The following is a 13,192-nucleotide window of genomic DNA, read 5'->3' as shown; positions in this document are numbered from 1 at the left end:
CATTCAATCTACAATTTATTTACAGTGGCAGGTGGAGTATCTGAGTAGCTTGTTGTATAAGTCGCCATTTACCATTTGATTTTACCTGTGAGCATATCTTTAAACATTACCCAATCGCCCCATAAACTATACAACGGGTGCTTAAATGTAGCAGGACGGTTTTTTTCAAAAAAGAAATGCCCAACCCACGCAAAGCCATAACCAATCACTGGTAATAACCATAACAACATAAGTTGTGAGCTAAAAAACGCATAGCCTGTCAGTAACAGTACTAAACTACTGCCTATAAAATGCAATCTACGACAGGTTTGATTACGATGCTCTTTTAAGTAATATGGGTAAAAGCGCTTAAAGCTGAAAAAGGATTGAGAGTCTGTCATTACTTAGCCTATTAGTGTTTAAACATTGTTCATTAATGTATTTAAGCGTAACTAAGCGCAGGTTAACAGCGATAAATGGTTTTTATCGCAAGTTAATAGACAAACGTTACAAGAGTTAATAGTTTAGTCTTAATGCAATTACAATAATGGATCAATGATGCTAAAAAAGACACTTACATGTGCGGTGCTGATTGCACTTGCTGGTTGTTCACAACCTACAAAACAAACACCTCAAAATGAAGTAAAAACAGCAATGAAAGCGGTTAACTCTCTAGATTACCCTGAAACTAAAAAAAGCGCAGTGATTGACACTTACTTTGGTGAAGCTGTGGCTGATCCGTATCGTTGGTTAGAAGATGATATGAGTGATGAAACGGCTCAATGGGTTAAAACACAAAACAACTTAACCTTTTCATATTTAGAGCAAATACCGTACAGAGAAACGTTAAAACAACGTCTTGAAAAGTTAATGAACTACGAAAAAATTAGCGCGCCATTTACCGAAGGTGATTACACCTACTTTTATAAAAATGATGGCCTGCAAAATCAGTACGTTCTATACCGTAGTAAAGACGGTGGTGAGGCTGAAGTGTTCTTAGATCCCAATACCTTTAGTGACGATGGTACCACTTCAATGTCGGGCTTATCGTTTTCAGAAGATGGCTCATTGCTAGCATACCAAATATCGGAAGGTGGCAGTGATTGGCGTAAAATCATTGTTATAGACACCGAGACCAAAGAGCAAGTAGAGCAAGCACTGATTGACGTTAAATTTAGTGGCGTCAGTTGGTTAGGTAATGATGGTTTTTATTATTCAAGCTACGATAAACCAGAAGGCAGTGAGCTTTCTGCAAAAACTGATCAACATAAAGTGTACTACCATAAATTAGGCCAAGCGCAAAGCGAGGATACACTTGTATTTGGCGATACTGCTGAGCAAAAACACCGTTATGTGGGCGCTAAAGCGACCAAAGATGGCCGCTATTTGTTTATTACTGCTAGCGTATCGACCTCAGGTAATAAATTATTTATTAAAGATTTAACTAAGCCAGATAGCGAGTTTGTTACCGTAGTGGGTAATACCGACTCTGATACCAGCGTGATTGATAACGAAGGTAGCAAGCTATTTTTGGTCACTAACTTAAATGCACCGAATAAAAAAGTAGTGACGGTTGATGCAAGCAACCCGCAACCTGAAAACTGGCAAGACTTTATTCCAGAAACCGAAAACGTACTTAATGTAACGCTTGGCGGTAACACATTTTTTGCCAACTACATGGTTGATGCTATTTCTAAAGTGAAACAGTACAACAAAAAAGGCGAGTTGATCCGTGATATTAGTTTACCAGGGGTCGGTACGGCGGGTGGTTTTGGCGGTAAAAAAGAGCAAACTACGCTTTATTACTCATTTACTAACTACAAAACACCTGGCACGACTTACAGTTTTGACGTACAGAGTGGTGAGTCAAAAGTGTATCGTAAGTCAGGTATCGATTTTAACAGCGATAAGTATACCTCTGAGCAAGTATTTTATACCTCTAAAGACGGTACTAAAGTACCGATGATTATTACTTACAAAAGTGATATTAAATTAGACGGTAGTAATCCTACTATTTTATATGGCTATGGTGGCTTTAATATAAGCTTAACACCTCGCTTTAGCTCTACAACAGCGGCTTGGCTTGAGCAAGGCGGCGTATACGCAGTGGCAAACATTCGTGGCGGCGGTGAGTATGGTAAAGAGTGGCATAAAGCAGGTACGCAATTGCAAAAGCAAAACGTATTTGACGACTTTATTGCTGCCGCACAATACCTACAAGATAAAAAATACACCTCTAAAAAGCGTTTAGCGTTGCGTGGTGGTTCAAACGGTGGATTATTAGTGGGTGCTGTAATGACCCAGCGACCTGACTTATTTCAAGTGGCGTTACCTGCGGTAGGCGTACTGGATATGCTTCGTTATCATACATTTACAGCAGGCGCTGGCTGGGCATACGATTACGGCACGAGCGATCAAAGTAAAGAAATGTTCGATTACTTAAAAGGCTACTCGCCAATTCATAATGTAAAAGCAGGGGTTGAATATCCGGCAACGATGATCACCACCGGCGATCATGATGACCGCGTTGTACCGTCGCATTCATTTAAATTTGCAGCAGAGCTTCAAGCGAAGCAAGCGGGTACTAACCCAACGCTTATTCGTATTGAAACCAATGCTGGCCATGGTGCGGGTACACCAACCAGTAAAATTATTGACCTTTATGCCGACATGTATGGTTTTACGCTTTACAACATGGGCATTAAATCACTTTAATCTGACTTTATAAGCTAACGAAAAGCCGAGTTACTTAAGTAACTCGGCTTTTTTATGCTAATTTATTGTATGGGTGAGAATAACCGTTGATAAGTTTTATAAGCGTATTCGTCGCTCATACCGCTTAAGTAGTCACAAATAATTCGCATGCCATGATGGTGTTTTTCGGCTTCTAGGTAAAGTGCTTGCGTGGTTTCGGGTAATAACCGCATTGGATCGCTGGCAAATGCGGTAAACAGTTCAATAAGCAGGTTTTGCCCTTTAAATTCTATTTGTTGCATTTGTGGGTCACGTATCAAGCGTTGAAACACAAAATGTTTAAGTATTTGTAATACGCTCTCGTATTGCTGATCTAATTTAGCGGTGTGCTTTAAAATAGGGCATTCAAAGGCATCGTTTTGTATGTCTAAATGAATATGAATAATAAAGGTATTTACTAATTCACCAATGGCATCTTTGCGCTCATGTTCGTGTTTTGAAAATAATCGCTCTGTAAGTGAATCAAGCAAGGTGTTTAACCAGTCAAAATTAAGTGCTTGTAAGTGCGGCAATGCATGAGTTAGCCAATCATCAAGGCTTAATACATCAGTGGCTATAGCATCTTCTAGGTCGTGTACGGCATAGGCAATGTCATCAGCCAGTTCCATAATGGCGCTATCGAGAGATTTATAGCGTGTTTTAGCTCGATATGAATCGACGATATCATGGCTAGATAACAAGGCTTTATCGCTGGTACTAAGTGGCTCAATAATCCAATTAAAGATAGTGGCATCGTCGTTGTAAATGCCTTTAGCAGGTCGCCAGTTATCGGCTTTGATAAACGCACGTTGTTTATCTTTTTTGGGAATGGTGTGCCATAGCTGGTTGATAAAACCGGGGTACTTTATAAACCCTAATAATGTGCGCCTTGTTAAGTTCATACCATAGCCATTACTGTAAGGCTCTAGTTTAGCCACAATTCGCAGTGTTTGTGCATTACCTTCAAATCCGCCATGGTCTCGCATCATGTAGTTAAGCGCAATTTCGCCACCGTGCCCAAAGGGTGGATGGCCGATGTCGTGCGCTAAACATAAGGTTTCGAGTAATCCGGTTGATGGAAAATGTTCAAAGTTTGGATGCTGAGTTTTTAAGTGGCGCAATATACCTGTACCTATTTGTGATACTTCCAAAGAATGGGTAAGGCGTGTGCGATAAAAGTCGTTTAAACCAATGCCCATTATCTGCGTTTTTGCTTGAAGGCGTCTAAATGCAGCTGCATGAATGATTCGAGAGCGGTCTATTTGCCAAGGAGAGCGATTATCGTTAGGGCGATGTTTATATTGTTCGATTATTCTATTTTGCCACTGTTTATCCATGTATAACCTATCTCTATATCAACAACTTTAACGCTTAGTATATTATAAATAACTCACAATAGGCGTATGAATTTCATTCAGTTGCTCGGTATTCGCGTTTATAAAGTAGCTTAGGTATAATACAACTTCGTATATATGTGACTACACCATACATAACTTAGAGTTTGATTGAGATAATACATGTTAAAAACTATTTTTCAGTTGTTGTTAGCCGCCCTTGTTATTTGGGCATTTACTCATCCATTTGTACAAACTGATGAGTTTGTTTCAGATGAACAAACACGTGCTGACGACATTAAAAAAGAAAAGAAGAAAGAAAAACCATTGCACGATGTTAAGTTGCCAAACTTCTCAGAATACACCGATGTAAAAGAGAAAAAGCATGCGTTTTTTAACTTCATTAAGCCCCATATAGAAGCCGAAAACAAAAAGATTTTGCAGCAACGTGCAAACATTGAAATTGCACGCATGATGCTACAGCACGACGAGCCGCTAAGTAAAAAACAAGCGAGCGATATTAAAAATATACTTAAATTTTACCGCTTACCTGAAACCTTAGATACGCTTACACTCACTCAAGCACTGCGCCGTGTTGATATTATTCCTAAAGAAATGGCCTTAATGCAAGCTGCCAATGAGTCGGCGTGGGGTACTTCTCGCTTTGCCCGCATTGGCTTGAACTTTTTTGGTCAGTGGTGCTACAAAAAAGGCTGTGGCATGGTGCCAAGAAGACGTAATAGTGAAGCCGAGCATGAAGTGGCTGCATTTAAATCGGTTCGCGCTGCAGTAACGTCATATTTTAGAAATATTAATACGCACAATGCCTATAAACAATTACGCAGTATACGTGAAGATTTGCGCCAGCAACAAAAGCCACTATTAGCCACTAAGTTAACCTATGGCTTGATGTCTTATTCTGAGCGTGGTGAAGCATATATAGAAGAATTAAATACCATGATTAATCAAAATAGAGTGTATTTTAATGAATAATAAGTTTTTAAAAGCAGTAAAAATAGTAGTTATTTCATTGTTGGTTGTTGGTGGATTTAATATTCATGCCAAAGAGTTTGTCATGTCGTATGATGGTTTTTACGATCGTTTAAAAGTAGTAAACAAAGGTGATTTTCAATACGCTCGCGTAAACTTTTATATTAGCGATATTGGTACTAACGAAGTGTGTAGTATTAAAAGCGGCACTATTTTAACTGAAAAAAACGAGTATCCGCTTAATTACACCGATAAGGCGCAGTTACTTTTGCCTTATGATAAGCAGCTAGATACCGATAAAGCGGTAATTGTAGTTCAACCTAAATACCCAATGCATGATTGTCAGTTAAAGCTTCAGATAGAGGCCAACGAGCTAGAAGGACTAACCTTTTCAAAGCAATCATTATTAATCATTAATAATGAGCTTGAAGCACTTTTAACAGACTTGTCAGGCTTTTTTGTCAGCAAACTAATGTGGTTTTTATTGCCTGAGCAAAAAGGCGTGGTTGTTACTTTTAACGCGCCTAAACAATTTGATGATGAGCGCATAATATGCGAAAAATCAGTGTGTTATTTTGAAGTAACAGACAACTGGCAAGACGACACAAAAGTATTGGCTGATATTAACGAGGTAGTTAAAGTAACACCTTGGATCAGTAAGTAATAAAATTAATTGATTGATTATAAAGCGGGGTCAGGTTTGACCCCGCTTTTTTGTTGCTAAATTAAATAATGGCAGAGGGGCTATTCATGAGTGCGCTTTTTTCATCATGAGTAACAACTTTATTGCGACCCGTTTCTTTAGCAAGATAAAGGCGTTTATCAGCTTGTAATAGCAGCTCTTGCATATTTAAATCGCGAATAAGTGCGCTACTTACCCCGGCACTAACAGACAGTGCAATGCTATTACCATTAAAATAAAAGGGATATTGATCAATACTTTTGCATAGCTTTTGGGCTAACTGCCTTGCTTGAGTAAGATTTTTTTGGTTAAGGAAAATAGCAAACTCTTCTCCGCCAATTCGAGCGGTAATGCCTGCTTCAAAAAACAATTCGTTAATATGTTGTGCAATCCACTTTATTGCTTCGTCGCCAGTTTCATGACCATATTGGTCGTTCACTTGTTTAAAAAGATCGATATCGAGCATAATTAACGACACTCTGCTGTTAAGCGGTGCAGTGTGGGTTATTTTTTTACACAGGCGGAAAAAGCCTCGCCTGTTTAATAATTGTGTGAGCGGATCGTGATTCGCTAAGTTTATTAGTTTTGATTCTTCATTGGCAAAAGCAATAAACGGCAGAATTAACGCACTGGCTGTGGTTAAAAATAAATGCGAGACCAATAATAGTGGTAACCCAGCGGCTAAGTTCGCCTGACTAATTTGGCTAGAGTAGGGTAAAACAAGAAGTACAGCTTGCAACAGCATTACTAGACTGTGAAGTGAAAAGCAGGCAATTAGTAGTCGTTGCTGTACTTTAGCAACACTGGGGGTTTTAATCATTAAATAGGCCGCGTAGCTAAATAATACGGCAGTAATGATACTGGTAATAATTTGCCCTGCATCAATAAGATACACAGCAAGTAGCAATGTGCAACCTATAGCACAGGCGTAATATAAAGGCGTTAGCTTCACTGCAGGCACTGTACTTTGCGGTATTAACCCTAAAATAAGCAGGAGTGGGGTTAAAATAATAAATAGGTAAGCAAAAAAGTAAGTTAAAAGTGGATAGTCAATCACCCCTCTCAAACCAATTAGGGCAATAGCGGTTATAAACGAGCAGCAGGCAGTAGCAAAAAATAAAAAGCTAGGTTGTTTTTTATATGAATACACAGAAAAAAAGAACACTGCAATAAACAAGTTAAGAATAAAACAGAGGCTAATTAATGTGGGTAAATGAAGCATGTTTTAGTTGCTCTTTTAGCTGAATAAGAAATAACGCTTAACTCATTATTAGGTAGTAACACTAAAATAGCAAGGGAGTAAAAAGTATTAACTTTATACTCCCTTGCTACAAACTTAACCCTTTAAGGCCTCTCGTTAAACTAAACTTTTTAATGCGGCATCGATTTCAGAAAAGTGAAAACGGTAATTATTTTCTAATGCTTTTTTAGGCACCACAAATTGGCCGGTTGTAAGTAGATCAGCCATTTCTCCCATTAAAACATTGAGCACAGCTGCAGGCATGGGCATAAAGGCAGGGCGTGACAATGCTTTACCCAATGATTGGCTAAATTGTTTATTGCTTACCGGATGCGGGGCAGTGGCATTTACAGCACCAGAGATATCTTGATTACGAATCAAAAATAAAATGAGCTGCACCATGTCATCAATGTGGATCCACGACATACCTTGCTCGCCATTGCCAATTGGCCCGCCTAAACAAAGCTTAAATGCAGGCAACATTTTTCCAAGTGCGCCGCCTTTTTTAGCCAGTACAATGCCTGTGCGAAGTAAGCAAACACGAGTATCGTCAGACTCAGCTTTTAATGCAGCGAGTTCCCAATCCTTACAAAGTTGGTGACTAAATTCATCGTGTGGTTCTGTGTTGTTTTCATCAACTTGGGCTTTACCTTGGCGACCATAATAGCCTATTGCACTGCCTGAAATAAACGTATGTGGCGGTGTATGACACTGACTAATTGCATCACTTATGGCTTGGGTAATAATAATTCGGCTATCGCGTATTTTTGCTTTTTGTTTATCACTCCAGCGTTTATTAACGATAGGTTCGCCGGCTAAATTAATGATAATATCGACCGTATTAAAATCTACATCTTCTAAGCTGCTAACAGCATTTACTCTGTGGCCTAATAACACTTTAGCTTTGGTTGGGTTTCTACTCAGTACCGTAATGTCGTGGTGGTGCAACAAGAAAGGGCAAAGGTGCCTACCAATTAAGCCCGTGGCGCCTGTAAAAAATATATGCATTGCAACTCCAAAATTATAAATAAAGCGGGATGTTTAAAATTTATACTCTCCAGCTCGATGATTTGCAAATTTATACGTACTAATCATTATTATGATCACCCATAAATATTTCATTCTATTGGGTTTTGCCTTACACTGAAGCCAAATAACAGCAATAGGATAAGAGTATTGGCAAGTTTAACTGGGGTAAATAAAAGCTTAATTATTTTTGCAGCGTTGGTTATTGTATTGGCGGGCATTAAAGCCGCAAGTGCTATTGTTATTCCGTTTATTTTGGCAGTATTCATAGCCATTATTTGTAGCCCACTCATTAATTTTTTTGCTCGCTACCGTATTCCAAAAGGCATAGCGGTGGTACTTGTAGTACTTATAATTATGGGTTTAGGTGTTAGCTTAGGCGGTTTAGTGGGGCAGTCGGTTAACGATTTTTCAAAGCAGTTACCTGAATACAAAGCACAACTAAAAGAAGAATTTGTATGGCTGGTTGATATGGCCTCGCAATACAATATCTTAATTAATAAAGAACAAATTTTGTCTATGTTCGACCCCGGTAAAATGGTTGATGTTGCCACCAATATGCTAACTGGATTAGGCAGTGTAATGGCCAATATGTTTTTAATTATTTTAACGGTTGTTTTTATGCTGTTTGAAGGACCGATACTTGGCAAAAAAATTCATTTAGCATTGGACGACCCCGATAGCAAAATTAAGCAAATTGATCGTTTTTTAGACTCTATTAACTCTTATTTGGCCATTAAAACCCTAGTAAGTTTAGCCACCGGTGTAATTGCTGGTTTTTACTTGTGGATACTCGATGTTGATTACTTTGTGCTATGGGGCGTACTGGCATTTATGCTTAATTACATTCCTAACATTGGTTCAATCATAGCGGCTGTGCCAGCACTGTTACTGGCGCTTATTACTCAAGGTCCTTTAGTGGCAGGGCTTGTTGGCGCGGGTTATTTAACTATAAATACCGTAATGGGTAATATTGTAGAGCCAAAATACATGGGTAAAGGGTTAGGGCTTTCTACGTTAGTGGTGTTTTTATCGTTAATATTTTGGGGCTGGTTATTAGGCTCTGTGGGTATGTTGTTATCAGTGCCGTTAACCATGATTGTAAAAATAGCGCTAGAAGCAAGTGACGAAGGGCGTTGGTTAGCCACTATGCTTGGCACAGGTGAAGAAACCGTCATCAAATCAGAAGACTAATACCTTACAAAGGCGTGCCTAAGCACGCCTTTAACATTATTAAGTATTTATTAAATTAGCTAAGGCGCTATTTACAGCGTTTACAGCTCCCTCTAAATAGCCAGCCTCCTGATATGCAAACTCACTACCCACAAAATGCACTTTTAACTGTTTAAGCTGCTCGCCAAGCCCTGAAAAATTAAATTCAGGATGCTGCGATATACCTAGTTGGTCATCTTTGTTGGCCACAAATTCATCCTCAGCCCAATCTTTTAACGTGCAATGAGTGGCAGTATAAGCCTGCTCACCATAAAAATAGCCAAGCTGATCAAGGCAGGCTTGGGTTAATTGCTCGCGAGTTACTTGACTTCGCTGTAAGTAAGGAACGCCAATAAAGCCAAATAGAGCAGGGTGAGTATGATCACTTGCTGAGGCATCATGTATTTCTACTAACGGGCCTACACGGCTAAAACATTGCCCCGATAAATTTTTATCTCGCCAAAAAGCGTGCTCAAAGGTGGCAACAAACTTTGCTTGGCCTGCCATCCACGTAGGCACCGATGCTAAACGCTGTGCTAAAACATTATCAGCCCATAAGTGCGGGGTTAAATGTTGGCTGATCATTCTAGGCGGTAACGCCAACAGTAACTGATCGCAAGTATAGTGCTGCGTACTCCCTTGGTAATTGGCGCTTATATGCCAGCCATCGGAAAGCTTTTTCACTTCACTAACAGCGTGCTCTAATTTAACGGTGTTTGGGTCAAGCTGCTGATAAAGCGCATTAATAAGCTCGTTCATACCGTTTTGTATTCTAAACAGCTGCATTTCACCTGCGCCTGCAATTTGTTGTGCTGACGCCGTATTTGATGCTTGATACAACACATCGCCTTGGGTGTATTGCTCAAACACAGGAATGTTTAAAGCAGCAATTAACTGTTGAATATTAGGCTGGTGCGGAAATATCCAGGTAGGGCCCAAATCGTGGCCAATGGTGTTGTTGGCTGGCAAAAAATGAGAAGCAATACGACCGCCCAAATTGGCTTTGGCCTCTAATAATAAAAACGGAATGTCACGTTTTTTTAGGCTGTAAGCGGCATATAAGCCCGCTAAGCCACCACCAATAATAACCATAGGTTTATTCATGTTTAATGGAACTTATTTATAACAATCTACTAGTAGGTAGTTTGTGTTTTTAATGCAGATTTGTCAAAACCTTTTATGGGGTAAGCAAAAGTAATTAAATGGGGGACTTATATTATTTTTGATTACGAATAAGTGCTTGCATGGCTAACGCCAAATAATATGTTGGCAAAACTGAGTGATATGCTCAAAAGTGTTATTAGGATTCATAAAAACGGCTTTTTCTCCAGGAATATGCAAACACTGTCCTGCACCTTAATACTGAGTAGGTGCAATCGAGTCAACCCAATTAGTATTGAGATGCAAACCTTTATGAGATAAAAACTGTTATCGGTAATAGAGTGTATTTTGCAGCATTTTACAGGCTTTTTTATCCATCATCGGTGCTTTCCCTGCAACATGAATCTCTCCTAAAATAGTTGACCATTACACTCTTTAGTTTTACCCATAGCTGCTACTACGCTGTCCGTTCCTTCAAGCAGTTTTACCAACACCTCTGATATTTCAGTTGTACTATTTTGTGTTCTTATCGCTAAAGCGCGCACCTCATCATCAATCACCGCAAAACCGCGACCTTGTTTGCCCGCTCGTGCAGCTTCAATAGCTGTATTTAACGCAAGCAAGTTTGTTTTCTCTGAAATCGTACCAATTACAGTTAATACGTCGCTTATCTTAATCGCATCCTTATTCATATTACCAATACGTTCAGACATCTGCTCTACATCGCTTACTAATGAACTCACCGTATCAACGGCATTATTTACAATAATGGTAGATTGTTTAGCCTCTTTACTTGCCGAATAAGTAATTCTATTTGATTGCGAGACTCTTTCTGCTACTGTGCGGGCGCTTTCACTCATTTTTGTTATGGCGGTCACAACTTGTTCTCTTTCAGAAGAGTGTGAAAAGAGCATTCGTTCGTTTTAATATTTATTATTTAGTGTGCAAAGTGAACTTTGCTTATAAAAGTAAGGTGATAATTTAGAATAAAAATATATTTAGGGGAGCTAAAGAAAAGCAGCACGAGTGATACTGCGCACTGATCTTTTGGATTCGATTTTGTTAAATCTTAGAGCGATTTAATCGCCCTAAGAAGCTTATAATCTAGCAGGCTAAGTAAAAACCGAGCAAAGTCCCGTATCCTGTTCACACCCTTTATCTAAACCCATGTATAGCGATCATTTAGCATTGATACTAAGTTATCACCTATTTGTGAGAGGTAATTATGTAAGACAGGTTCGCCTAAAAATAAATAGACTGATGAAAATTTAACCTTGCAAGATAAACAGGCCCTAAATTAAAATTGGACTGATGATTGCTCTGATAGTTACTTTACAACATGATAAAGGATAAACCATGACAAGTATTGCTCACTCTGCATTTTTAGCATTTTACGTATATTTAATTATGATATTAATTCAATGGCTTGTGGCTACTTTAAGCAAAGCTAAGCAACCATATGCAGTGCCTGGAAAAATAGATAAAGATTTATCTCATGAGAGTTTTATATTTAGAGCGCATCGCACATTTCATAATACATTAGAAAACAGCGCGCTATTTATAGGCACCGTTTTATTTGCTTTTGTGATAAATTACCACAGTTGGGTTTTTGCAATCTGTATGTGGGTTTACGTTATTGCACGTTTAATTCATATGGCACTGTATTACGCAATTGCTACCGAGAAAAACCCCAGCCCTCGTAGTTACTTCTTTTTGATTGGTGTGATTGCGAATGTAATTATGCTGGTATTAATTGGTATAAAACTAGTTTAAGAGATCTTGAATTCAAGTATTAAGTGCAATCATTATGCAGCCACCAGAACTTCTGATTGCTCGGTAAATAATTCATGAGGAGTTTTATACCCTCTTGTCTTTCTTGGCCGATGGTTGAGCTTATCAACTGCCGCCTGTATTTCTGACTCACTTAGCGCCATAAAGTCAGTTCCCTTGGGGAAGAAGCGCCTGAGTAAGCCGTTGGTATTCTCATTTATGCCCCTTTCCCATGATGAATATGGGTGAGCGAAATACACATCCGCTTCTAATTTTTGTGCAATATGCTCATGGTAAGCAAACTCTTTTCCATTATCTAAAGTCACGGTAATAACCTTATCTTTATATGGTGTCATACACTTTATCAGCGCATCGGCTGTTATTTGCGCATGTTTGCTTTCAATTCTGTGAACGATTGTATATAACGTTTTACGTTCAACCATTGTGACAAAGGCATTTTTACGCCCTTTGCCTATCACTGTGTCACCCTCCCAATCACCAATCCTAGACTTTGCATCCACAATACTTGGGCGTTCATCAATACTGACTCGATTAACTATCTGCCCACGTTTATCGTAGCTTCCATAGCGTTTTTTATACTTTTTACATGCACGAGTGAGTGTCTTATGTAGTTCACCACCACGCGCCTTGTCCCTGTAAATATATTGATAAATCGTTTCATGATGTAAAACGACCTTTTTCTCTAAAGCTAAGCGACCTGCCACCTGCTCTGGCGAAAGTCCGTTAAGCAACAATTTATTAATCCATTCAGTAACTTCATCTGTTAACTTACTTGCTTTGAAAGATGATTTGCGTCTTTGCTCTGCAAAATTATTGGCTTGGTTAGGCCGATAGCCTTTAAGCCCTTTATTGCGTTTTAACTCTCTGGAAATAGATGACGGTGAACGAGTTAGTTCATCAGCAATTTGTTTTTGGTTATTTCCTGCTTTTATTAACCCGTAAATCTGGTATCTTTCTTCTTGTGTCAGCTGTTTATATTTCATTAAAGCAATTTCCTTTGGCGAGAAAATGGCCGAATTATAACAGCTGGCCATCTAATCTGAGAAATTGCACTTATTATCCGAATTTAGGGATGTTTATTTTGAGCTTAAATTTAAAGCTGTG

The 13,192-nt window shown here is 38.9% G+C and carries 12 protein-coding genes; 5 read left to right on the top strand and 7 right to left on the bottom strand.

Annotation, left to right across the window (positions count from 1 at the left end):
* Positions 1 to 68: 68 nt before the first annotated feature.
* Positions 69 to 380, bottom strand: a complete 312-nt coding sequence (locus KG708_RS04735; protein ID WP_213608323.1) for a DUF962 domain-containing protein — start codon at positions 378 to 380, stop codon at positions 69 to 71.
* Positions 381 to 537: 157 nt separating this feature from the next.
* Between KG708_RS04735 and KG708_RS04730 the strand changes: the two genes are divergently transcribed.
* Complete coding sequence (locus KG708_RS04730; protein WP_213608322.1) at positions 538 to 2,694, top strand: prolyl oligopeptidase family serine peptidase; 2,157 nt, start codon at positions 538 to 540, stop codon at positions 2,692 to 2,694.
* Positions 2,695 to 2,756: 62 nt separating this feature from the next.
* Here KG708_RS04730 and KG708_RS04725 read toward each other — a convergent pair whose 3' ends face one another.
* On the bottom strand, positions 2,757 to 4,049 hold the full coding sequence (locus KG708_RS04725) for an anti-phage deoxyguanosine triphosphatase (RefSeq protein ID WP_213608321.1): 1,293 nt from the start codon (positions 4,047 to 4,049) through the stop codon (positions 2,757 to 2,759).
* Between the two features lie 180 nt (positions 4,050 to 4,229).
* Between KG708_RS04725 and KG708_RS04720 the strand changes: the two genes are divergently transcribed.
* Together KG708_RS04720 and KG708_RS04715 are read left to right on the top strand one after the other, a co-directional pair.
* Entirely contained in the window at positions 4,230 to 5,039 is an 810-nt protein-coding gene (locus tag KG708_RS04720; RefSeq protein ID WP_213608320.1) for a glucosaminidase domain-containing protein, read from the top strand.
* Positions 5,032 to 5,700, top strand: a complete 669-nt coding sequence (locus tag KG708_RS04715) for a DUF2987 domain-containing protein (RefSeq protein WP_301003213.1) — start codon at positions 5,032 to 5,034, stop codon at positions 5,698 to 5,700. Before KG708_RS04720 ends, KG708_RS04715 begins: the two co-directional genes overlap by 8 nt.
* A 61-nt stretch (positions 5,701 to 5,761) precedes the next feature.
* Here the strand turns inward: KG708_RS04715 and KG708_RS04710 are convergent, their stop codons facing one another.
* Both KG708_RS04710 and KG708_RS04705 read right to left on the bottom strand, forming a co-directional pair.
* Entirely contained in the window at positions 5,762 to 6,940 is a 1,179-nt protein-coding gene (locus KG708_RS04710) for a GGDEF domain-containing protein (RefSeq protein ID WP_213608319.1), read from the bottom strand.
* A gap of 135 nt (positions 6,941 to 7,075) precedes the next feature.
* Positions 7,076 to 7,966, bottom strand: a complete 891-nt coding sequence (locus tag KG708_RS04705; RefSeq protein ID WP_213608318.1) for a TIGR01777 family oxidoreductase — start codon at positions 7,964 to 7,966, stop codon at positions 7,076 to 7,078.
* 168 nt (positions 7,967 to 8,134) lie between these two features.
* Here KG708_RS04705 and KG708_RS04700 point away from each other — a divergent pair, with 168 nt between their 5' ends.
* Entirely contained in the window at positions 8,135 to 9,178 is a 1,044-nt protein-coding gene (locus KG708_RS04700; RefSeq protein ID WP_213608317.1) for an AI-2E family transporter, read from the top strand.
* A 39-nt stretch (positions 9,179 to 9,217) separates the two neighbouring features.
* Here KG708_RS04700 and KG708_RS04695 read toward each other — a convergent pair whose 3' ends face one another.
* Both KG708_RS04695 and KG708_RS04690 read right to left on the bottom strand, forming a co-directional pair.
* The gene (locus KG708_RS04695; RefSeq protein ID WP_213608316.1) at positions 9,218 to 10,300 is read right to left on the bottom strand and encodes an FAD-dependent oxidoreductase; all 1,083 of its coding nucleotides are present in this window, start codon (positions 10,298 to 10,300) and stop codon (positions 9,218 to 9,220) included.
* Positions 10,301 to 10,707: 407 nt separating this feature from the next.
* Positions 10,708 to 11,175 carry a methyl-accepting chemotaxis protein gene (locus tag KG708_RS04690; RefSeq protein ID WP_366513557.1) on the bottom strand — a complete coding sequence of 156 codons (468 nt, stop codon included), beginning with the start codon at positions 11,173 to 11,175 and terminating at the stop codon, positions 10,708 to 10,710.
* A gap of 478 nt (positions 11,176 to 11,653) precedes the next feature.
* Between KG708_RS04690 and KG708_RS04685 the strand changes: the two genes are divergently transcribed.
* The gene (locus KG708_RS04685) at positions 11,654 to 12,070 is read left to right on the top strand and encodes an MAPEG family protein (protein ID WP_213608314.1); all 417 of its coding nucleotides are present in this window, start codon (positions 11,654 to 11,656) and stop codon (positions 12,068 to 12,070) included.
* Between the two features lie 32 nt (positions 12,071 to 12,102).
* Here KG708_RS04685 and KG708_RS04680 read toward each other — a convergent pair whose 3' ends face one another.
* Positions 12,103 to 13,071, bottom strand: coding sequence for an IS30 family transposase (locus tag KG708_RS04680; RefSeq protein ID WP_213608313.1), 969 nt, complete (start codon positions 13,069 to 13,071; stop codon positions 12,103 to 12,105).
* Positions 13,072 to 13,192 lie beyond the last annotated feature (121 nt).

It is taken from the genome of Pseudoalteromonas sp. (assembly GCF_018402495.1).
In the GTDB taxonomy this organism is placed as follows: domain Bacteria; phylum Pseudomonadota; class Gammaproteobacteria; order Enterobacterales; family Alteromonadaceae; genus Pseudoalteromonas.
This window is presented reverse-complemented; position numbering and strand designations above follow the sequence as displayed.